The sequence below is a fragment of the Paraburkholderia phymatum genome (genome assembly GCF_038900715.1).
In the GTDB taxonomy this organism is placed as follows: Bacteria; Pseudomonadota; Gammaproteobacteria; order Burkholderiales; family Burkholderiaceae; genus Paraburkholderia; species Paraburkholderia phymatum_A.
The window spans coordinates 126,673-145,577 of the sequence record NZ_JAYMRZ010000013.1 but is presented as its reverse complement, the minus strand read 5'-3'; the positions used below and the strand labels follow the sequence as shown (position 1 = coordinate 145,577).

The following is an 18,905-nucleotide window of genomic DNA, read 5'->3' as shown; positions in this document are numbered from 1 at the left end:
CCTATTACTGTTGATAGACGAGGTCGGCGCGGCGGTTCTGCGCCCACGACGCTTCGTCATGACCCGATGCCACAGGCTTTTCCTTGCCGAGGCTCACGGCTTCCATTTCCGATTCCGGAACGCCCTGCAGCGACAGCGAGCGACGGACTGCTTCAGCACGCTTCTGGCCGAGTGCCAGGTTGTACTCGCTGGTGCCGCGCTCGTCCGTGTTGCCCTGGATCAGAACGTGACGCTGCGGATGGCTCTTCAGGTACTGCCCGTGTTGCTGCAGCAGCGGCTGGTAATCGTCCTTGACCGAGTAGCTGTCGAAATCGAAATAGATGCTGCGCTTTGCGAGCGGGCTGTTCGGATCGTTCAACGGATCGACGTTCACCGTGGCGACATCGTTCGGGTTAGGTTGCGCGCCTGCGCCGCCCTTGTTGGCGTTCTCGTCGAGCTTGACGCCCGAATGACAGGCAGCCAGCGCGCCGACCATGGTCACGGCAAACGCGATTCGAAGTTTGGACATCATGCTTCACTCTCCTTGTGTGTTATTGCATAAACGGGCCCCAGGAAGGCTCGCGTACGCTGCCCCCCTGAACGGACAGGACCTGCCGCGTACGACCGTCGGTCGAAACTGCGGCCAACACGCCACGGCCGTTCACCTGAGTGGCGTAAAGAATGTACTGACCATTCGCCGCGAAGCTCGGCGATTCGTCATGTGTCGTATCGGTGAGCGCCGTCGCGACGCCCGACTGCAGATCCTGGATGTACAGCTTGAAGCCCCCACCCGTGCGCGAGATGTATGCGAGTTGCTTACCGTCCGGGCTCACGCGCGGACTCGTATTGTAGTTCCCGCTGAATGTCACGCGCTGCGCGCCGCCCGAGCCTTCGCCGCTGGCCGGCATTTTATAAATTTGCGGCTGGCCGCCGCGGTCGCTGGTGAAATAGATCGACTGGCCGTCGGGAGAGTACGACGGCTCAGTATCGATCGAAGTGCCTTGTGTCAGACGGCGCAGGCCGCTGCCGTCGGCGTTGACGGCGAAAATCTGCGTATTGCCGGTGCGCGACAGGGCGACGGCGACCGTGCGGCCGTCAGGCGACCATGCGGGCGCACTGTTGTTGCCCTTCTGATCGGACACGACGGTGCGGCGGCCCGTCGGCAGATCGTGAATGTAGACGATCGGCTTCTTTCGTTCGAACGACACGTACGCGACCTTCGTGCCGTCCGGCGACCATGCGGGCGAGATGATCGGCTCGGGGCTGGAGAGCGCGATGTGCGCGTCCTGGCCGTCGGAATCCGAAATCTGCAACTGGTAGCGGCCGCCCGTCTTGATCACATACGACAGGCGCGTCGCGAACACGCCACGGCCGCCCATCAGCTTGGCGTAGATATAGTCCGCGACCTTGTGCGCGCTCATGCGCAGGCCGCTTTCCGGACTGGTCAACTCCAGGCCGCCGAGGTTCTGCTGCTTGACGGTGTCGTACAGCTTGAAGCGCACCTGGTATTGGCCGTTCGGCAGACGCGTGACGCTGCCCGCGACGAACGCGTCCGCACCCTTGGCCTTCCACGCGCCCAGATCGACCGAATCGCCTTCCGAAACGGGCGTGCCGCCGGCGTCGATGTTGGTGAATTTACCGCTGCGCTGAAGGTCCTGGCGGACGATCGCGCTGATCTGCTGGGGAGAATTTGCCTCGTTGGCAAAATTTGCCGTGGCAATCGGGAACTGGGTGGACCCTACGCCCGTCACGAGGACGTTGAGTTGTGCATGGGCGGCACCGCCGGTGGCGATCAGGCACGACGCTACGAGCGCTCGCAGGCCTAGCTTGGTCATCAAACTCATTCTGTATAGATTCCCCAAAAACGAATTTCTAACACTCCAGGATTACAAACAGACCGCCATACGCAGAAATCGTTCCCGGTCGCCTACTTGTAAGGCGGGCGGACCGTTCAACGCGGTTCAGCGCGTTCAGGCGGCTGGACGCAGTGTGATCGTAAAGCTCGCGGGCGTCTTGCCGTTGACGTCTTGCGGCATCGGGTCCGAGCGCTGGACGGCGCGCAACGCAGCGTCGTCCCACGCCGAATTGCCGCTGCTGCGCGTGACGGTCGCGCTCAGCAACGTACCTGTCGGCGCGCAGTGGACGGCAACCACGGTTTCGAGCCCCGCTGTGTCGCCCGACCAGACGATGTTCGGACGCACGCGCCGCTGGACCTTGTCCGCATAGCCCGGCGACGCGGCGTTGCCGCCCGCGCCGCTGCCCGTGCCGCCCTTCGTCAGGCCGTTGCTCGTCGAGCCTTCGCCGCCCGCCATACCCTGCATCGCCGCGAGACGCTCGCGGCGCTCCGCATCGAGCTTCTTCGCGGCTTCGGCCTGCGCCTGTGCCTTGGCCTTCGCGGCTTTCGCCGCCTCAGCCTTGGCCTGTGCTTCGGCCTGGGCCTGCTTCGCTTGCTGTTCCTTCTGCTGCTCTTCCTGCTGCTTCTTCAACTGGTCCTGCTTCTGCTGGGCCAACTGCTGCTGCTTCAACCTTTCGGCTTGCTGCTGTTGTTGCTGTTGCTGCTTGAGCTTCGCGGCTGCTGCGGCCGCCGCCTGATCGGCGGCCAGCTGCTGCTGGCGCTTCGCTTCCGCTTCCTGCTGGGCCTGCAATTTCTGCTGACGCTGCTGCTCGGCGAGTTCGGCCTGACGCTGGGCTTCCTGCTGTTTACGCTTCTTTTCCTGCAGCGCGATGTCAGCCTCTTCGTCGTTGACCTGCGGCGCGGGCTTCACCGGCGCGGGCGGCGGCGGAGCGGGGCGGGGCGCCGGCGTATCCGGCACCTGCGTCCACAGTTCGGCTTCCGCGCCCGCGGGCGTGCTGTTCTGCCAGTGGATGCCGTGATACAGGAAGAATCCGAGAAGCACGTGCATCAGCGCGGCGAGCGCGAACGCGCGCCCCGTGCCGCGCTCGCGCGGCGGCTGCAGCGGATAGACGTTTTTCGGTCGGCGGATCATTGCGATTTGACGAGCAATCCAACGCGCTTGACGCCGCGAGCCTTCAGGTCGGACATCACGTTCATCACGACTTCATACTTCACGGTTTTGTCGGCGGCGATCACGACAGGCTGATCCGGATGCGATGCCTCGCGGTCGGTGACGAAGCTGCGCAGGTCGGCCTGCGTCATCGTCTCCTGCTGGGTCGTGCCCGCGTCATCCTTGTACTTGACGCTCATGTTGCCGTCCGCGCGGATGTTGACGACGACGGGCGGCGTCTGCTGCTGGGGCGCGGCGCCGCCGACAGTCGGCAGGTTCACGATCGACGGCGCGACGAGCGGGGCCGTCACCATGAAGATCACGAGCAGCACGAGCATCACGTCGATGTACGGCACGACGTTGATATCGGACATCGCGCGGCGCGAGCGGCTGCCGCGCATGCTGGAACGAACTGAACCGGCCATCGTGGACTCCTTAATGGGCCTGGCGTTGCAGGATGTTCGAGAACTCTTCGATGAAGGTTTCGAAGCGGATCGCGAGGCGATCGATGTCGTGCGCGTAGCGGTTGTACGCGACGACGGCGGGGATGGCGGCAAAGAGACCAATGGCTGTTGCAGTCAGCGCTTCGGCGATGCCTGGCGCGACGTTCGCGAGCGTCGCCTGCTGGACGTTCGCGAGACCGCGGAACGCATTCATGATGCCCCACACCGTGCCGAAAAGACCGATATACGGGCTGACGGAACCGACGGATGCAAGGAACGCGAGGTTGGCTTCGAGCACATCCATTTCGCGCTGGAATGCGGCGCGCATCGCGCGGCGTGCGCCGTCGAGAATCGCGCCCGGATCGTTGATCCGCTTTTCCTTGCCTTTCAGAAACTCACGCATGCCCGATTCGAAGATACGTTCGAGCGCCCCGATCGTGTGACGGTTGTTCGCCGCGCTCTGATACAGCGCCTGCAGGTCGCCGCCCGACCAGAAATCGCGTTCGAAACGTTCAGTCTGCGCCCGCGCGCGGCGAATCGCAAACCACTTGCGGAAGATGAAGGTCCACGACATCAGCGACAGCAGCAGCAGTAGCGCCATCACCGCCTGCGCCAGCAGGCTCGCATTGAGAACAAGAGAAATGATCGAAAGATCTTGAGTAGTGTTCATAGAGTTTCGCTGTAACGTCCCGGGAGGGGCATCCGGCTGAAAGGCGGTTCGAAGCGGTCGGTTGGCATTCAGTCGGCAAACCGGAAGCTTCGGCGGATCCTTCGCCGAACCATGCTTGGTCTTGTTGTGACCGTTACGAATTCACTGTCGAGGTAACAACGACACTTAATTGCCTGCCGTTGACACGCTCGCGCCGTTTGAGTCCGATCCGCGCCGCAACGCAGCGAGAACAGGCGGAGGAATGGCGGCCGGTTTCATCGCCGTCGAGTCGACGCAGCCCACGCGGATCGTGCCCGTTACCAGCAGCGTGTCGTCGCGCCAGGCTTCCTGAGCGAAGTCCACCGACGCCCGGCCGATCCGCTCGATCCGGCTGACGATGCGCAGCACGTCGTCGAGCCGCGCGGGCGCGCGATAGTCGAGCGCGGTGCTGCGCACGACGAACAGCGCGCCTGTTTCGTCGGCCAGCTTGCGTTGATCGACTCCGCAGGCCCGCAGCCATTCGGTGCGGGCGCGCTCGAAAAACTTCAGGTAGTTCGCGTAGAACACGATGCCGCCGGCGTCGGTGTCTTCGTAATACACGCGAATCGGCCAGATAAAACCGGTTTCCGCGTCAGACTGACTGTCAGACATATTCATAGCCGCGCATTTTACCGGAACGCAAAAGCGCGCCGCATTTTTGGGCACATTTGTTGCGCGGGCGCCGCGCGCTCTTTCGCGGTCGCCGGATATCCCGTTGCGGCGATGCTCAACCCCGGTGGATGTTCAGGCCGGCGAACGACTGTGCGACGGGCATCAGCTCGATCGTGTTGATGTTGACGTGAGCGGGGCGCGTCGCGATCCAGTAGATCGAATCGGCGATGTCTTCGGGCGTGAGCGGCTGGACATTCTGATAGACGTTTGCCGCCTTTTCGTCGTCGCCGCGAAAACGCACGTTGGAAAACTCGGTGCCGCCGCACAGGCCCGGCTCGATGTCCGTCACGCGAACTGGCGTGCCGTGCAGGTCGGCGCGCAGATTCAGGCTGAACTGGCGCACGAACGCCTTGGTCGCGCCGTACACGTTGCCGCCCGGATACGGCCACGTCGCCGCAACCGAGCCGAGGTTGAACACATGCCCGCGATTGCGCTCGATCATGCCGGGCAGGAACGCGCGCGTGACCTGCACGAGGCCCATGCAGTTGGTCTCGATCATCGTCGTCCAGTCGTCGAGCAGCGCACGCTGGGCCGGTTCGAGGCCGAGTGCGAGGCCCGCGTTGTTGACGAGCACGTCGACGGCTGCGAACTCGGCGGGGAGGGCGGCGGGCGCCGCCTCGACGGCCGCGCGGTCGCGCACGTCGAGTTCGAACGGCAGCAGGTTATCACCGAGTTCGTCCGCGAGCGCCTGCAGACGGTCCTTGCGGCGCGCGGTGGCGACGACGCGATGGCCGCCTTTGACAAAAGCGCGGGCGATAGCGGCGCCGAACCCGGCGGACGCTCCGGTAACGAACACGATCATTGCTGTTCCCTGGTCGGTGGAGAAAGGCCACAAGCCTACTTCCAATGGCGCGCTGCGGCAAGAATGACCCCGCCGCGCGAAGGCACGTCCGGGCGGCCGGCCGAGCGGCGCTGCGGGCCTTCTGGCGGCGGGCGCGGCGCGCGTGCCCGTTCGGTTGCCTATTCCACCTGGTTCCAATAAACTAACGCGCTCACCCCTGCGTGACTGGCGATAGAACCCGACGCTGTCAAGCGTGACGGGTTCAAGGTGGAGCATCCCACCGTGAAGCGCAGGGTGCCGTTTTGCCGTTCGCCTGGGCAGCCATGTTTCGAGCGCGCCGTCGTTTGCGCTGCCGGTGGTTGTCCTGCCTCGCGTGTGCGGCACCTCCTTCACCCGCCACGTCAAGGCTCCCACCATCAGCAGCGGCCAGCAGTGCTGCGTACCCACTACGCTCCCGGCACACGACCTGCGCACGATCCGGTCAACCTGAACACACTTAACGGAACCAGCATGTTTGACAGAGCCCAAAGCACCATCGCCAACGTCGACCCCGAAATCTGGAAGGCAATCCAGGACGAGAACCACCGTCAGGAAGAGCACATCGAACTGATCGCGTCGGAAAACTACACGAGCCCGGCCGTGATGGCCGCGCAAGGCTCGCAGCTCACGAACAAGTACGCGGAAGGCTATCCGGGCAAGCGTTACTACGGCGGTTGCGAGTACGTCGACGTCGTCGAGCAGCTGGCGATTGACCGCGTGAAGCAGCTGTTCGGAGCGGAAGCAGCGAACGTCCAGCCGAATTCGGGTTCGCAGGCGAACCAGGGCGTGTTCTTCGCGATGCTCAAGCCGGGCGACACGATCATGGGCATGAGCCTCGCGCACGGCGGCCACCTGACGCACGGCTCGCCCGTCAACATGTCGGGCAAGTGGTTCAACGTGGTCAGCTACGGCCTGAACGAAGCGGAAGACATCGACTACGACGCAGCCGAAAAGCTCGCGCAGGAACACAAGCCGAAGCTCATCGTCGCGGGCGCATCGGCGTTCGCGCTGCGCATCGATTTCGAGCGTCTGTCGAAGATCGCGAAGTCGGTCGGCGCGTATCTGATGGTCGACATGGCGCACTACGCCGGCCTGATCGCTGCGGGCGTGTACCCGAACCCCGTGCCGTTCGCCGACTTCGTCACGACGACCACGCACAAGAGCCTGCGTGGTCCGCGCGGCGGCGTGATCCTGATGAAGGCCGAGTACGAGAAGCAGATCAACTCGGCGATCTTCCCGGGCATTCAGGGCGGACCGCTGATGCACGTGATCGCGGGCAAGGCGGTCGCGTTCAAGGAAGCGCTGTCGCCGGAATTCAAGGAATACCAGCAACGCGTGGTGGAGAACGCACGCGTGCTCGCTGAAACGCTCGTCAAGCGCGGTCTGCGCATCGTGTCGGGCCGCACGGAAAGCCATGTGATGCTCGTCGACCTGCGCGCGAAGAAGATCACGGGCAAGGCAGCGGAAGCGGCACTGGGCGCCGCGCACATCACCGTGAACAAGAATGCGATTCCGAACGACCCGGAAAAGCCGTTCGTGACGAGCGGCATCCGTCTTGGTTCGCCGGCAATGACGACGCGCGGCTTCGGCACGAAGGAAGCCGAGCAGGTGGGCAACCTGATCGCCGACGTGCTGGACAATTCGGAAGACGCGGCCACCATCGAGCGCGTACGCGCGCAGGTCGCCGAGCTGACGCAACGTTTCCCGGTCTATCGTTAAGCTGCCATGCGCTGCCCCTTCTGCCGGCATGACGATACGCAGGTCGTCGACTCGCGCGTATCGGAGGATGGCGCCGCGATCCGTCGTCGCCGCCGTTGCCCGGCCTGCGACAAGCGTTTCACGACATACGAGCGGGTCGAGCTGGCGTTGCCCGCCGTGGTGAAGAAGGACGGCAGCCGCACGGAATTCGATCGCCGCAAGTTGATCGCGAGCATGCAACTGGCGCTGCGCAAGCGCCCCGTTGCGGCCGACGCGGTGGATGCCGCCGCGTCGCGCATCGAGTATCAGCTGCTTGGCAGCGGCGAGCGCGAAGTGCGCAGCGAGCGTCTGGGCGAACTCGTGATGAACGAGTTGCGTGCGCTCGACACCATCGCGTACGTTCGCTTTGCATCCGTCTACCGGCGCTTCGAAGACGTTTCCGAATTCGAAGACGTCATCGAAGAGTTTCGCCGGATGAACGCACCGGCCACGCCCGCGAAGTCTCCTCGCAAGCGCTGAGGGGGCGAATTCGTCGCAACCGCTCGTCGAAGGTGTCGAGCGCGTGCGCTTGCGGTACTGGCTGACGGGGTGCGTCGTCGGCGCTCGATGCCACGTGACTTGCGCCGGCGCAATGGAGCAGCGTCGTCGCCGTCGATGTGTGCATGCTCGTTCGCGGCGCGCCGGAGACCAACACAATCTGCGTCAGGGCGGGTTCATATCGGCGTCTTTCTCCCTGGCGGACGTTGCCGCAGGCTTCGCGGCCTCACGCCTGACCTGCCTGTAGATGCGATATGCTTCCCATGCCGCCAACGCGAGGCTCCCCCATTTGAGTACGGGCTTAGCGGTCGCCGTCACACTATTGCGGATCGGCTTCGCGAGCACGAGCGACACGATCGAACTGATCAGCGGGTACTCCCTTAGCAGCGCGCCGATTCCGCTGGCCGCGCCGCGACGGCGTCCCCACGGCATCGCGCCGAAGCCTGGCACGATGAACTTGAGCCAGCTGAAATGCGTGACGGCATTGCGCAGATCGAACGTTGCCTGCGCGAGCTCCATGCGTTCGACGTCCGCTCGCACGATCAGCAGCTCCTTGCGCAGCGCGCGCAGATGCGGCGCGCTCAGGTCTTTGCCGGTGTGGCGGTGGCTTCGAAATGTGTTATCGGAATGGACCTGGCTCATGGTGGATGGCGGATTGATCGAACGGTTGATCGAAGTCGTTGTCGATGGACAGCCAAGGGCCGCATGGCCTTCAGTGTTTGCGGAAGATCTCGCGGTCCTTCTGGAATTCGTGAAGCGTGGCTTCGAAGATCATCGGCGCATTACGCAAGCCGCTACGAGCCTTGAGCGCGAAAATGATCGCCGCGATTGCGTAGACGATTGTGATCCCGGCGAGCGCCTGCCATCGGTAGGTGTCCCAAAAGGCGATCGCGATGAGCGCGGTCAGCGCGATCAACGCCATCGTCGCGAGCATCATGGCGGCTAGCCCCATGAAGAGCACCAGCAGCAACCGGTCCTTTTCCTCGGCCAGCTCGATACCGATCAGTTCGAGCCGCGTTTGCAGGATCGAAAAGAACGAACTGAGAATGCGCCGCAATGGCCCACGGTCCCCGCTGTGCGATTGTTTGTCGATCATGGCTTGAGCGTGTTGCGCGCGAGGATGCGCGTAGATGGAGCCGACCGGCCGCTCGCGCGTCGGTCGGCAAGTCAGCAAAGCGCGCCGGCCGCTCGACCGCGCGTCCGGAGCGCGCGTTACTTGCGATTGATCAGCAGGCCCACCAGCACGCCAACGCCGGCTGCGATGCCAATCGACGCCCACGGATGTTCGTGGACATAGTCGTCGGTGGCGCGAGCGGCCTTCTTGCCTTTCTCGACAACCACGACCTGCACGTCGGCAGCCTTTTCCTTCGCCTGCTTGAGACGCGAGAGTGCCGTCTCGCGAAGTTCAGAAGCGCGTTCGCCCGTGGCGCTCGCGGCCTGCTTCAGCAGATCTTCCGCGTCTGCGAGTACGGTTTTGATATCCGACATCAATCTCTCCTTGTTGACTTCCGACATTGACTGCTCCCTTCGTGCACGCTACGCGTGAATCGTAACCAAAGAAGCGTTCGCTGGCGAGCCAGCGAACCGTGCGCTGTGGGTTACGCGCATCATCGCGCGCATGGTCCCGAACGCGCTCGCATGAAGCGTTCCTGGCCGTTACAGATATTTCATCCTGCCCGTTTCGAACCTTCCCGCTCATGTTGTTGCAAAGCAAGCCATCGACTGGATGGAGTTGATCTGTCCCGTTAAGTTTCGTACATCCGCGAGAAAATTACCAGGAAGCGCAGAAAGCCCGTTTGTTTCACGAAGCGGATGTAGAGCGCGTCGACCGCATGTCGAATTGACTTTGGTTGCAATGTTATTAAATTAGCTCCATGCCCAAAATCAGGCCTGATCCGACAACCACGACCCGCGTGCTCAGAGTCCGCCTGAAGGACCGGCACGCGCCGGAGTTGCTCGACAGGGCGTTCTGGGTCAATCAGGTCTGGAATTATTCGAATGAACTGTCGCACAAGGTCTGGGAGCGCGAACGGCGTTTCATCAGCAGCTACGAGATAGACCGGTACACCAGCGGCGCGTCAAGGGCTGGCGTCAGGCTGCACTCCCAGACGATCCAGGCGGTCAGTGCGGAGTTTGTGACGCGGCGCGTGCAGGCCCGCATGGTCAAGCTGCGCTGGCGGGTTTCGTCAGGTTCGCGCCGCAGTCTCGGCTGGGTGCCGTTCAAGGCATCAGCGCTGCGTTACCGGAACGGACAGTTGTTCATGTCCGGCTTCGACAGGCCTCTGTCGCTCTGGGACAGCTACGGTCTGTCCGGCTATGAGCTCGGGGCCGGTTGCTTCAGCGAGGATGCGAGCGGACGCTGGTACCTGAACGTGACGGTGAAGGTGAGGAAGGCGGTGCCGCGGCAGGGACGCAGCGCGATCGGCATCGATCTGGGCCTGAAGGATTTCGCGAAGACCAGCGACGGCGAAACGCTAGAGGCACAGCGCTTCTACCGCAGGTACGAGGCCGCGCTGGGAGTAGCGCAGCGCGCGCGACAGACGAAGCGCGTCGCCGCGCTGCATGCAAAGATCAAAAACAGCAGGAAGGATTTCCTGCATAAGGCTTCAACGGCGCTCGTGCGCAAGTACGGCGCCATTTTCGTCGGCAACGTGAATGCCTCTGCCCTGGCGCGGACTGGTATGGCCAAATCCGTACTCGACGCAGGCTGGAGCGCGTTCCGGACCATGCTGCAATACAAGAGCGATGACGCGGGCGTGTGGTTCGAGCAGGTCGACGAGCGTTATTCCACCCAGACCTGTTCCTGTTGTGGATCACGCTGCGGACCCGGCGGCCCGGCAGGGCTCGCGGTACGCGAGTGGACCTGCGCCTCGTGCGGTGCCCTGCACGACAGAGACACCAACGCGGCCCATCCTGCGGCACGGTCTGAAACGGATGGAAGCGCAGTTTGCCGCGATGGCCGGTCAAGCCACCGCGAATGAGGCGAAAGCCGGGGTCGGACGTGACCCCCTTGCAGAAGGAATCCCCGTCCTTTCCGCGTTAGCGGCAGCCTCGGGCTGAGCGCGGGGCGGACGTCAAAAAAACAGATAAGCGTCGCAGTCGAAGTTCGTTCGCGGTGCACGTCCTCGTCCCGTATGCTCTAATTTGTAACCCTCGGCCGGCCAGACCGAGCGGATCATTCGAACAACTTCAAGGAGCTGCACTATGAGTCTACGTCTTGGCGATGTCGCACCGGACTTCGAGCAGGAGTCGAGCATCGGCCGCATCAGGTTCCACGAATGGCTGGGTGACAGCTGGGGCGTCCTGTTTTCGCACCCGGCGGACTTCACGCCCGTCTGCACGACGGAGCTCGGGCTGACCGCGAAGCTTGCAAGCGAATTCGAGAAGCGCAACGTAAAGACGATCGCGTTGTCCGTCGACAGCAAGGAGTCGCACAACGAGTGGATCAAGGATATCAACGAGACACAGGCAGCCAGCGTCGGGTTCCCGATTCTCGCCGACGGCGACCGCAAGGTCTCGCAGCTGTACGACATGATTCATCCGAACGCGAACGAAACGCTGACGGTGCGCTCGCTCTTCATCATCGACCCGAAGAAGAAGGTGCGCCTGATCATCACGTACCCGGCCAGCACGGGCCGCAATTTCGACGAAGTGCTGCGCGTCATCGACTCGCTGCAACTGACCGACAACTATCAGGTCGCGACGCCGGGCAACTGGAAGCATGGCGACGATGTCGTGATCGTGCCGTCGCTCAAGGATGAGGAAGAAATCGGGCGCAAGTTCCCGAAGGGCTACAAGGCGCTGCGTCCTTATCTGCGCATGACGCCGCAGCCGAACAGGTAAGCACCCGTTCTCGGCGCAAAACAGAAAAGCCCGCGTTCGCAATGAACGCGGGCTTTTCGCTTACAGACTTCCTATGGATTCTTTGTGAATCGATGAGCGTCAGAAGAACGCCTGAATGCCCGTCTGCGCGCGTCCGAGAATCAGCGCGTGAATATCGTGCGTGCCTTCATACGTGTTCACGACTTCGAGATTCACCAGGTGCCGCGCGACACCGAACTCATCCGAAATGCCGTTGCCACCCAGCATGTCGCGCGCCATACGCGCGATGTCGAGCGACTTGCCGCATGAATTGCGCTTCATGATCGACGTGATTTCGACGGCTGCCGTGCCTTCGTCCTTCATCCGGCCAAGACGCAGCACGCCTTGCAGGCCGAGAATGATTTCGGTTTGCATGTCGGCGAGCTTCTTCTGAATCAGCTGATTGGCGGCGAGCGGCCGGCCGAACTGCTTGCGATCGAGCGTGTACTGCCGGGCCGTATGCCAGCAAGCTTCGGCTGCGCCGAGCGCGCCCCACGCGATGCCATAGCGCGCCGAGTTCAGACAGGTGAATGGCCCGCGCAGACCTTTCACGTTGGGCATCAGATTTTCCTCAGGCACGAACACGTCGTCGAGCACGATCTCACCGGTGATCGATGCGCGCAAGCCGACCTTGCCGTGAATCGCGGGCGCGCTCAAACCCTTCCAGCCCTTCTCAAGGATGAAGCCGCGAATCTCATCCTTGCCATCCGTTTGGAGTTGCGCCCAGACGACGAACACGTCCGCGATCGGTGAGTTCGTGATCCACATCTTCGAACCGGACAGCGAGTAGCCGCCATCGACTTTCTTTGCGCGCGTGACCATGCTGCCCGGATCGGAACCATGATTCGGCTCGGTCAGGCCGAAGCAGCCGATCCACTCGCCCGTCGCGAGCTTCGGCAGATATTTGTCCTTCTGCGCGTCGGAGCCGAATTCGAAGATCGGCACCATCACCAGCGACGACTGCACCGACATCATCGACCGGTAGCCCGAGTCGACGCGTTCCACCTCGCGCGCGATCAGCCCGTAGCTCACGTAGTTGAGGCCGGGGCCGCCGTACTGCTCGGGAATGGTCGGGCCGAGCAGGCCCAGTTCGCCCATCTCGCGGAAGATCGCGACATCCGTTTTTTCATGGCGAAACGCTTCGAGCACGCGCGGCGCGAGCTTGTCCTGCGCATAGGCCTGTGCGGCATCGCGCACCATACGTTCTTCTTCCGTGAGCTGCTGGTTGAGGAGCAGCGGGTCTTCCCAGTGAAACTGCGCGGCGGCTGCCATGACGTATCTCCTTGTCGACGGGAGCCTGCTTTTTGGCGCTCGCTCCTGTCCCATGCTTGACTCGAGTTCCGCTGTGCGAAACAATGTTTTGCAAACGACGATTGAGTTTAGCACCCGATGTCGAAACCTGCATCCACCCCATCACTATCGGCGCGCGTTTCCGATTCTGTCGACGAACGCAAGTTCGTGGTCGCGCTGGCGCGCGGGCTCGATTTGCTGCGCGCGTTCCGGCCCGGCGAGACGCTGCTCGGCAACCGCGACTTCGTCGAGCGCACGGGCTTGCCCAAGGCGACCGTCAACCGGCTCGCGTACACGCTCACAATGCTCGGCTATCTGCGCTTCGACGAGGCGCTCGGCAAATACGCGCTCGACGCGGGCGTGCTGTCGCTCGGCTTCGCGCTGCTGTCGGGCACCGACACGCTCGAACTCGCCCGCCCGCATATGCGCGACTTCGCGCGCGAGGTCGGCGCGGCGGTGTCGCTCGGCTGCCGCGACGGCATGGACATGATCTATCTGGAGACGATCCGCAGCGAAACAGCGCTGACGCTCGGCCTTGCATCAGGTTCGAAACTGTCGATGCTGACGAGTTCGATGGGCCGCGCATACCTCGCCGTGCAGCCCGACGACGCGCGCGCGGCGCTGCTCGCTGAATTGCAGCGCGCAGCCGGCGACGAAGGCGCGCAACAGGTCGAGCAGGCGCAGAAGGAAATCGATGCGTTCGCGCACGAGGGCTGCTGCTATTCGTTTCGCGACTGGCATGACGACGTGAACGCCGTCGCCGTGCCGTTCAGGGACCCGCGCGACGGCCGGCTGCTGGTGCTGAGCTGCAGCGGACCGGCGTCGTCGATGGGGGAGAGCGTGTTTAGGGAAAGGGTCGCGCCGCGTCTGAAGTCGCTTGCGCGGCGACTGGGCGACAGCGCCTGAATACCGCGCACAGCGTGCGAATCTGACAACCTGAGCGACAGACAACCTCAAGCCGGCCGATTCTCATGCACGACGAATAGCGGTCCCTGCACGAACCGCACGTCGTACTGCTGCAACAGATCGAACTGCGCTTCAGTCGTCACGCGATTGAAGATCAACGGGATTCTTAGCCGGTTCGCATAGCCGACGAGCGGCTTCACCATCGAGTCGCGCAATGCCGAAGCCGCATCCATCTTGATGAAGTCCAGTCTCGCCATGTCCGACACGGACAGAATCTGCCCTGCGTTCGGCAGATTGCCGGCGACCTTGAATCCATAGTGCTGATAGCTCTTGGTCAGATAGCCAAGAAACGTCCGATGCGCGACCGCCGCTGGCGGCAACTCGATCACGATGCGCGACGGATTCAACCCGAACGACATCAGCACGGTCGAGAAATGTCGGCCATGGTCGTAGCGCACGCTCTTTAGCAGCCGCTCGTGGACGCGCAGAAACAGCAGGCCATGCCGCTGCGGCCCGAAGAAATTGATCGCGTGCATTGCGCGCGACATCCGGTCGAGCGCGACGAGTTGCTGATCGTCGGCGACGTGCTCGAACGGATCGAACGTGTCGGACTCCGTGCCGTCCAGCTGTTGCGTGATTGCCTGAACGCCCAGTTCGTCGCCGAAACGGTCCGCGCTCTCGGGCGCCGACGACAGCGACTGCGCGAGCGCATGCACCGAAATATCGAAGATCGGCTCATAGCTGCTGCCGATTTCCACGTTGCCGAACTTCGCGACCGCCTCGTCGGCGCGAATCCCCGTGCCCATCCTCAGATGCTCGCCGAGAAACGGGTGAGTGGAGGCGCGGTCGACGAGTTGGGGGATGGTCAGCGGAATCATGAATGCGTTCGGGGGAGCGAATCTGGGTGCGGTCGGTGCCGCATGAGTTGATGGTAGCAGCGGCCGCCGCTCTTTCATGCACCAAATACTGATATGGATTTCGCCCTCCGTGTAGTGATCGTAGCCCAACTGAGGGTTTACGTTAATTTCACTAATCATAATCTGTTTTACTATTCGAAAAATGTAGGTCGCGCTGCAAGCGAGCGCGCGGCCGGGCATCTACGGAGATCACTGCATGGAATCGACTACACGACGCGAAATCCAGCCGGGTTACCAGTCGGGTTTTGCTAACGAATTCGCGACCGAGGCCTTGCCCGGCGCGCTGCCGCAAGGCCGCAATTCGCCGCAGCGCGCGCCGTACGGCTTGTACGCGGAGCAGCTGTCGGGCACGGCGTTCACGGCCCCGCGCGGCCACAACCGCCGTTCGTGGCTGTATCGCATCCGGCCGGCGGCTGTGCATCAGCCGTTCACGGCGCTGCCGTCGCACCGGCTGGTCGCGAATTTCGCCGACGTGCCGCCGACGCCGCCCAACCAGTTACGCTGGGACCCGCTGCCGATGCCGACAGAGCCGACCGATTTCATCGACGGCTGGGTGACGATGGCGGGCAACGGCTCGGCCGAAGCAATGAGCGGCTGCGCGATTCATGTGTACGCGGCGAACCAGTCAATGGAGGACCGATTCTTCTACAACGCGGACGGCGAACTGCTGATCGTGCCGCAGGCCGGGCGTCTGTCGATCTTCACGGAACTGGGCAAGCTCGACGTCGAGCCGTTCGAGATCGCGGTGATTCCGCGCGGCGTGCGTTTTTCGGCGGCGCTGCCGGACGGCCGTGCGAGCGGCTATATCTGCGAGAACTTCGGCGCGCAGCTGCGTCTGCCGGACCTCGGGCCGATCGGCTCGAACGGTCTCGCGAATCCGCGCGACTTCCTGACGCCGCACGCCGCCTACGAAGACCGCGAAGGGGACTTCGAACTCGTCGCGAAGATGAACGGCCATCTGTGGCGCGCGGACATCGGTCATTCGCCGCTCGACGTCGTCGCCTGGCACGGCAACTACGCGCCGTACAAATACGATCTGCGCCACTTCAACACGATCGGCTCGATCAGCTACGACCATCCGGACCCGTCGATCTTTCTCGTGCTGCAGTCGCAGAGCGACACGCCGGGCGTCGATAGCATCGACTTCGTGATCTTCCCGCCGCGCTGGCTCGCCGCCGAAGATACGTTCCGTCCGCCGTGGTTCCATCGCAACGTCGCGAGCGAGTTCATGGGTCTCGTGCACGGCGCGTACGACGCGAAGGCGGAAGGCTTCGTGCCGGGCGGCGCGAGCCTGCATAACTGCATGTCGGGCCACGGCCCGGACGCGGACACGTTCGAGAAAGCCTCGAACATCGATACGTCGAAGCCGAACAAGGTCGACAACACGATGGCGTTTATGTTCGAAACGCGCACGCTGATCAAGCCGACGCGCTTCGCGCTCGAAACCGCGCAGCTTCAGGCGCATTACTTCGAGTGCTGGCAAGGCCTCAAGAAACACTTCAACCCGGAGCAACGATGAACGCATTGAGCGATCTTCAGGCGACGCTCGATGCGTCGCGCAAGAGTTGGGTCGAATCGGCGAACGAGCCGGCCTGCGACTTCCCGATTCAGAACCTGCCGTTCGGCATCTTCAGCGACGGGCTGAACTCGACGCGGCGTGCGGGCGTCGCGATCGGCGATTGCATCGTCGATCTGGCCGCGCTCGAAAGCGCGGGCCTGCTGACGGTGCCTTCATCGAGTGCCGGCGACAGCGTATTCGTGCGCGACGCGTTGAACGACTTCATCGCGCTTGGCCGCGATGCATGGCGCAGCGTGCGCATCCAGTCGAGCAAACTGCTCTCGCGCGATAACCCGACGCTGCGCGACGACGCCGAGCTGAAGAGCCGCGCGCTGATCCGCCAGGCCGACGCGACGCTGCATCTGCCCGTGCAGATTCACGGCTACACGGATTTCTATTCGTCGAAGGAGCACGCGACGAACGTCGGCTCGATGTTCCGCGATCCGAAGAATGCGCTGCTGCCGAACTGGTCGGAGATTCCGATCGGGTACAACGGACGTGCGTCGTCGGTGGTGGTGAGCGGCACGCCTGTGCGCCGTCCGAATGGCCAGCTGAAGCTGCCGGATCAGGAGCGGCCCGTCTTCGGCGCGTGCCGCAAGCTCGATATCGAACTGGAGACGGGCTTCATCGTCGGACGCGGCAACGCATTGGGCGAGCCGATCCCATGCGCGGAAGCGGAAGAGCATATCTTCGGCATGGTGCTGCTCAACGACTGGAGCGCGCGCGACATCCAGCAATGGGAATACGTGCCGCTCGGGCCGTTCAACGCGAAGACGTTCGGCACCACGATCTCGCCGTGGATCATCACGCTCGACGCGCTCGAACCGTTCCGCGTCGCGCAGCCCGCGCAGGACCCGCAGCCGCTCGAGTATCTGCGCCACGCGGGCGAGCACGCGTTCGACGTTTCGCTCGAAGTGCTGCTGAAGCCGCAAGGCGCAAACGAAGCGACGACGATCGCGCGCACGAATTTCCGTCACATGTACTGGACGATGGCGCAGCAGCTCGCGCATCACACGGTGTCGGGCTGCAATACGCGCGTCGGCGATCTGATGGGCTCGGGCACGATCAGCGGTCCTACCGACGATTCGTTCGGCAGCCTGCTGGAACTCACGTGGAACGGCAAGAAGCCGCTGCAACTGAAAGAAGGCGGCACGCGCGCATTCATCGAAGACGGCGACACGCTGACGCTCGCGGGATGGTGTCAGGGCGATGGGTATCGCGTGGGCTTCGGCACGTGTGTCGGCGAGATTTTGCCGGCGCGTCAGTGAGGTCTATTACATCTATCACACGGCTTATGTCGGCGTATCGTTCGCGGATCTGAGCCCTGTCCATGAAGCCGTGCGCAGCATCGAATGCGCGCGGCTTCATTGTTTTCACGACGCCGCGCTCACCACGCCGCGCCGCTTCTCCCACACAGCCGCCGCGAGAAACGCCAACGCGCTCGCGAGCACCACGCCGATCAGCGCGTCGTTGCCGACGCTCTTCATCAACGCGCCCGCGATCAGCGGTCCGCCGAAACTCGCGATGCTCCACGAAGCGCCGACGAGCGAACTCGCCGACACCAGCGCCACGCCGCGAAAGCGTTCGCCGCACGCGACGAGCGACAGCGTATAGATCGCGCCCGCCGCCGCGCCGAGCACATGGAGCAGCGGCCAGCACAGCCACGGCGACTGCACGGCCCATGGCAAGAGCGGCAGCAGCACGACGACGAGCACCGCGCATCCGATATGCACGCGCTCGCGTCCGAGGTGATCGGCGAGCCAGCCGATCGGAAACTGCATCGTCGTGTCGCCGAGCAGCAGCGCCGACGCGAACAGCACGGCCACATCGGTTGCGACGCCATGCGCCATCGCAAAGAGCGGCATCAGCGACAGCGCGATCGTGTCGAACAGCGCGAAGAAGCCCGTGCCCATCACGAGCGCGGGCATCTGCGGCAGCACGCGTCGCCAGCTGCCGTGCGGCTCGTGTTCGTCGGACGCGTGGGGCGTCGAGCGGATCATCGTCAGCACGGGCAGCGCGATCAGAAAGATCAGCCCGCAGATCACAAAGCGCCAATGATCGAACCGGGCGATCTGGCTCACGAGCACCGGGCCCGCCATCTGGAACAGCGTGAAATTCGTCGCGTAGATCGCGACCACGCGCCCGCGCGATGCATCGTCGGCGAGCTGGTTCACCCATGCCTCGCCGATCGTGAAGAGCAACATCAGCCCCGCGCCGCACAGCACGCGCAGCAGGCCCCAGACGTACGGATTCGGCGTCGCCTGCATTAGCGCCGTCGCGACGGCGACGATCAGCACCGAGCCGATGATCACCTCGCGGCCGCCGCAGCGCGCGGCGATCCGGCCGGCGATCGGCACGACCAGCAGGCCGCCGCCCGCCTGCGCGGCCGTCAGCAGGCCGACGACATCGGTGCCGTAGCCGGCCTGTGTCAGCGCGAGGGCGGTGAGGGGAAGCGTCGCGCCGCTGCCGAGGCCGACCACGGCCACGCTCAGGATCAGCGCGAGGAAATCGCGGGAGAGGACGACTTTCAT

At 63.5% G+C, this 18,905-nt stretch carries 20 protein-coding genes and 1 riboswitch; of the genes, 7 read left to right on the top strand and 13 right to left on the bottom strand.

Translation table 11 applies throughout. From position 1 onward, the window contains the following. Positions 1 to 4: 4 nt before the first annotated feature. The 7 genes from pal to ydfG form a co-directional block, all read right to left on the bottom strand. The gene (gene pal, locus VSR68_RS23515) at positions 5 to 511 is read right to left on the bottom strand and encodes a peptidoglycan-associated lipoprotein Pal (RefSeq protein WP_342942132.1); all 507 of its coding nucleotides are present in this window, start codon (positions 509 to 511) and stop codon (positions 5 to 7) included. A 19-nt stretch (positions 512 to 530) separates the two neighbouring features. Beyond that, positions 531 to 1,823 (bottom strand): Tol-Pal system beta propeller repeat protein TolB, encoded by a 1,293-nt coding sequence (tolB, locus tag VSR68_RS23510; protein WP_342942131.1) that lies wholly within the window; start codon positions 1,821 to 1,823, stop codon positions 531 to 533. A 126-nt stretch (positions 1,824 to 1,949) separates the two neighbouring features. Beyond that, positions 1,950 to 2,966 (bottom strand): cell envelope integrity protein TolA, encoded by a 1,017-nt coding sequence (tolA, locus tag VSR68_RS23505; RefSeq protein ID WP_342942130.1) that lies wholly within the window; start codon positions 2,964 to 2,966, stop codon positions 1,950 to 1,952. Next, positions 2,963 to 3,409, bottom strand: a complete 447-nt coding sequence (gene tolR / locus VSR68_RS23500; protein ID WP_087732634.1) for a protein TolR — start codon at positions 3,407 to 3,409, stop codon at positions 2,963 to 2,965. Before tolR ends, tolA begins: the two co-directional genes overlap by 4 nt. Positions 3,410 to 3,419: 10 nt before the next feature. Further along, positions 3,420 to 4,097 (bottom strand): protein TolQ, encoded by a 678-nt coding sequence (tolQ, locus tag VSR68_RS23495; protein WP_012401829.1) that lies wholly within the window; start codon positions 4,095 to 4,097, stop codon positions 3,420 to 3,422. A gap of 165 nt (positions 4,098 to 4,262) precedes the next feature. Beyond that, positions 4,263 to 4,733: a tol-pal system-associated acyl-CoA thioesterase gene (ybgC, locus tag VSR68_RS23490; RefSeq protein ID WP_342942129.1), complete on the bottom strand. Its 471-nt coding sequence runs from the start codon at positions 4,731 to 4,733 to the stop codon at positions 4,263 to 4,265. A 109-nt stretch (positions 4,734 to 4,842) separates the two neighbouring features. Then, a complete protein-coding gene (ydfG, locus tag VSR68_RS23485) occupies positions 4,843 to 5,589 on the bottom strand; it encodes a bifunctional NADP-dependent 3-hydroxy acid dehydrogenase/3-hydroxypropionate dehydrogenase YdfG (RefSeq protein ID WP_342942128.1) in 747 nt (248 codons plus the stop codon). Positions 5,590 to 5,779: 190 nt separating this feature from the next. Continuing rightward, positions 5,780 to 5,894, top strand: a riboswitch (ZMP/ZTP riboswitch). Between the two features lie 184 nt (positions 5,895 to 6,078). Here ydfG and glyA point away from each other — a divergent pair. Further along, positions 6,079 to 7,326, top strand: coding sequence for a serine hydroxymethyltransferase (glyA, locus tag VSR68_RS23480; RefSeq protein ID WP_342942127.1), 1,248 nt, complete (start codon positions 6,079 to 6,081; stop codon positions 7,324 to 7,326). A gap of 6 nt (positions 7,327 to 7,332) precedes the next feature. Continuing rightward, a complete protein-coding gene (gene nrdR, locus VSR68_RS23475) occupies positions 7,333 to 7,824 on the top strand; it encodes a transcriptional regulator NrdR (RefSeq protein WP_342942126.1) in 492 nt (163 codons plus the stop codon). A gap of 183 nt (positions 7,825 to 8,007) precedes the next feature. On the opposite strand, the gene VSR68_RS23465 is transcribed toward nrdR, so the two are convergent. The 3 genes from VSR68_RS23465 to VSR68_RS23455 form a co-directional block, all read right to left on the bottom strand. Then, positions 8,008 to 8,484, bottom strand: coding sequence for a DUF3318 domain-containing protein (locus VSR68_RS23465; protein ID WP_342942125.1), 477 nt, complete (start codon positions 8,482 to 8,484; stop codon positions 8,008 to 8,010). A 70-nt stretch (positions 8,485 to 8,554) separates the two neighbouring features. Further along, positions 8,555 to 8,938: a phage holin family protein gene (locus tag VSR68_RS23460; RefSeq protein WP_342942208.1), complete on the bottom strand. Its 384-nt coding sequence runs from the start codon at positions 8,936 to 8,938 to the stop codon at positions 8,555 to 8,557. 116 nt (positions 8,939 to 9,054) lie between these two features. Then, a complete protein-coding gene (locus tag VSR68_RS23455; protein WP_007584918.1) occupies positions 9,055 to 9,357 on the bottom strand; it encodes a DUF883 family protein in 303 nt (100 codons plus the stop codon). Positions 9,358 to 9,716: 359 nt separating this feature from the next. Between VSR68_RS23455 and VSR68_RS23450 the strand changes: the two genes are divergently transcribed. Beyond that, positions 9,717 to 10,823 carry a transposase gene (locus tag VSR68_RS23450; protein WP_342942124.1) on the top strand — a complete coding sequence of 369 codons (1,107 nt, stop codon included), beginning with the start codon at positions 9,717 to 9,719 and terminating at the stop codon, positions 10,821 to 10,823. Between the two features lie 223 nt (positions 10,824 to 11,046). Then, the gene (locus VSR68_RS23445; RefSeq protein WP_342942123.1) at positions 11,047 to 11,685 is read left to right on the top strand and encodes a peroxiredoxin; all 639 of its coding nucleotides are present in this window, start codon (positions 11,047 to 11,049) and stop codon (positions 11,683 to 11,685) included. A 99-nt stretch (positions 11,686 to 11,784) separates the two neighbouring features. Here VSR68_RS23445 and VSR68_RS23440 read toward each other — a convergent pair whose 3' ends face one another. Then, complete coding sequence (locus tag VSR68_RS23440) at positions 11,785 to 12,975, bottom strand: acyl-CoA dehydrogenase (RefSeq protein WP_342942122.1); 1,191 nt, start codon at positions 12,973 to 12,975, stop codon at positions 11,785 to 11,787. 117 nt (positions 12,976 to 13,092) lie between these two features. Here VSR68_RS23440 and VSR68_RS23435 point away from each other — a divergent pair, with 117 nt between their 5' ends. Then, positions 13,093 to 13,899, top strand: a complete 807-nt coding sequence (locus VSR68_RS23435) for an IclR family transcriptional regulator (protein ID WP_342942121.1) — start codon at positions 13,093 to 13,095, stop codon at positions 13,897 to 13,899. A 47-nt stretch (positions 13,900 to 13,946) separates the two neighbouring features. Here VSR68_RS23435 and VSR68_RS23430 read toward each other — a convergent pair whose 3' ends face one another. Beyond that, complete coding sequence (locus VSR68_RS23430; RefSeq protein WP_342942120.1) at positions 13,947 to 14,777, bottom strand: diguanylate phosphodiesterase; 831 nt, start codon at positions 14,775 to 14,777, stop codon at positions 13,947 to 13,949. Between the two features lie 235 nt (positions 14,778 to 15,012). On the opposite strand from VSR68_RS23430, the gene hmgA reads away from it, so the two are divergent. Beyond that, entirely contained in the window at positions 15,013 to 16,335 is a 1,323-nt protein-coding gene (hmgA, locus tag VSR68_RS23425) for a homogentisate 1,2-dioxygenase (protein WP_342942119.1), read from the top strand. Next, the gene (fahA, locus tag VSR68_RS23420; RefSeq protein ID WP_342942118.1) at positions 16,332 to 17,642 is read left to right on the top strand and encodes a fumarylacetoacetase; all 1,311 of its coding nucleotides are present in this window, start codon (positions 16,332 to 16,334) and stop codon (positions 17,640 to 17,642) included. Before hmgA ends, fahA begins: the two co-directional genes overlap by 4 nt. Positions 17,643 to 17,747: 105 nt before the next feature. Here the strand turns inward: fahA and VSR68_RS23415 are convergent, their stop codons facing one another. Next, the gene (locus VSR68_RS23415) at positions 17,748 to 18,905 is read right to left on the bottom strand and encodes an MFS transporter (RefSeq protein WP_342942117.1); all 1,158 of its coding nucleotides are present in this window, start codon (positions 18,903 to 18,905) and stop codon (positions 17,748 to 17,750) included.

Excerpts from the sequence above, each read along its gene's own strand:
- pal (WP_342942132.1), bottom strand. The coding sequence starts at position 511 with ATGATGTCCAAACTTCGAATCGCGTTTGCCGTGACCATGGTCGGCGCG.
- tolB (WP_342942131.1), bottom strand. The coding sequence starts at position 1,823 with ATGAGTTTGATGACCAAGCTAGGCCTGCGAGCGCTCGTAGCGTCGTGC.
- tolA (WP_342942130.1), bottom strand. The coding sequence starts at position 2,966 with ATGATCCGCCGACCGAAAAACGTCTATCCGCTGCAGCCGCCGCGCGAG.
- tolR (WP_087732634.1), bottom strand. The coding sequence starts at position 3,409 with ATGGCCGGTTCAGTTCGTTCCAGCATGCGCGGCAGCCGCTCGCGCCGC.
- tolQ (WP_012401829.1), bottom strand. The coding sequence starts at position 4,097 with ATGAACACTACTCAAGATCTTTCGATCATTTCTCTTGTTCTCAATGCG.
- ybgC (WP_342942129.1), bottom strand. The coding sequence starts at position 4,733 with ATGAATATGTCTGACAGTCAGTCTGACGCGGAAACCGGTTTTATCTGG.
- ydfG (WP_342942128.1), bottom strand. The coding sequence starts at position 5,589 with ATGATCGTGTTCGTTACCGGAGCGTCCGCCGGGTTCGGCGCCGCTATC.
- glyA (WP_342942127.1), top strand. The coding sequence starts at position 6,079 with ATGTTTGACAGAGCCCAAAGCACCATCGCCAACGTCGACCCCGAAATC.
- nrdR (WP_342942126.1), top strand. The coding sequence starts at position 7,333 with ATGCGCTGCCCCTTCTGCCGGCATGACGATACGCAGGTCGTCGACTCG.
- VSR68_RS23465 (WP_342942125.1), bottom strand. The coding sequence starts at position 8,484 with ATGAGCCAGGTCCATTCCGATAACACATTTCGAAGCCACCGCCACACC.
- VSR68_RS23460 (WP_342942208.1), bottom strand. The coding sequence starts at position 8,938 with ATGATCGACAAACAATCGCACAGCGGGGACCGTGGGCCATTGCGGCGC.
- VSR68_RS23455 (WP_007584918.1), bottom strand. The coding sequence starts at position 9,357 with ATGTCGGAAGTCAACAAGGAGAGATTGATGTCGGATATCAAAACCGTA.
- VSR68_RS23450 (WP_342942124.1), top strand. The coding sequence starts at position 9,717 with ATGCCCAAAATCAGGCCTGATCCGACAACCACGACCCGCGTGCTCAGA.
- VSR68_RS23445 (WP_342942123.1), top strand. The coding sequence starts at position 11,047 with ATGAGTCTACGTCTTGGCGATGTCGCACCGGACTTCGAGCAGGAGTCG.
- VSR68_RS23440 (WP_342942122.1), bottom strand. The coding sequence starts at position 12,975 with ATGGCAGCCGCCGCGCAGTTTCACTGGGAAGACCCGCTGCTCCTCAAC.
- VSR68_RS23435 (WP_342942121.1), top strand. The coding sequence starts at position 13,093 with ATGTCGAAACCTGCATCCACCCCATCACTATCGGCGCGCGTTTCCGAT.
- VSR68_RS23430 (WP_342942120.1), bottom strand. The coding sequence starts at position 14,777 with ATGATTCCGCTGACCATCCCCCAACTCGTCGACCGCGCCTCCACTCAC.
- hmgA (WP_342942119.1), top strand. The coding sequence starts at position 15,013 with ATGGAATCGACTACACGACGCGAAATCCAGCCGGGTTACCAGTCGGGT.
- fahA (WP_342942118.1), top strand. The coding sequence starts at position 16,332 with ATGAACGCATTGAGCGATCTTCAGGCGACGCTCGATGCGTCGCGCAAG.
- VSR68_RS23415 (WP_342942117.1), bottom strand. The coding sequence starts at position 18,905 with ATGAAAGTCGTCCTCTCCCGCGATTTCCTCGCGCTGATCCTGAGCGTG.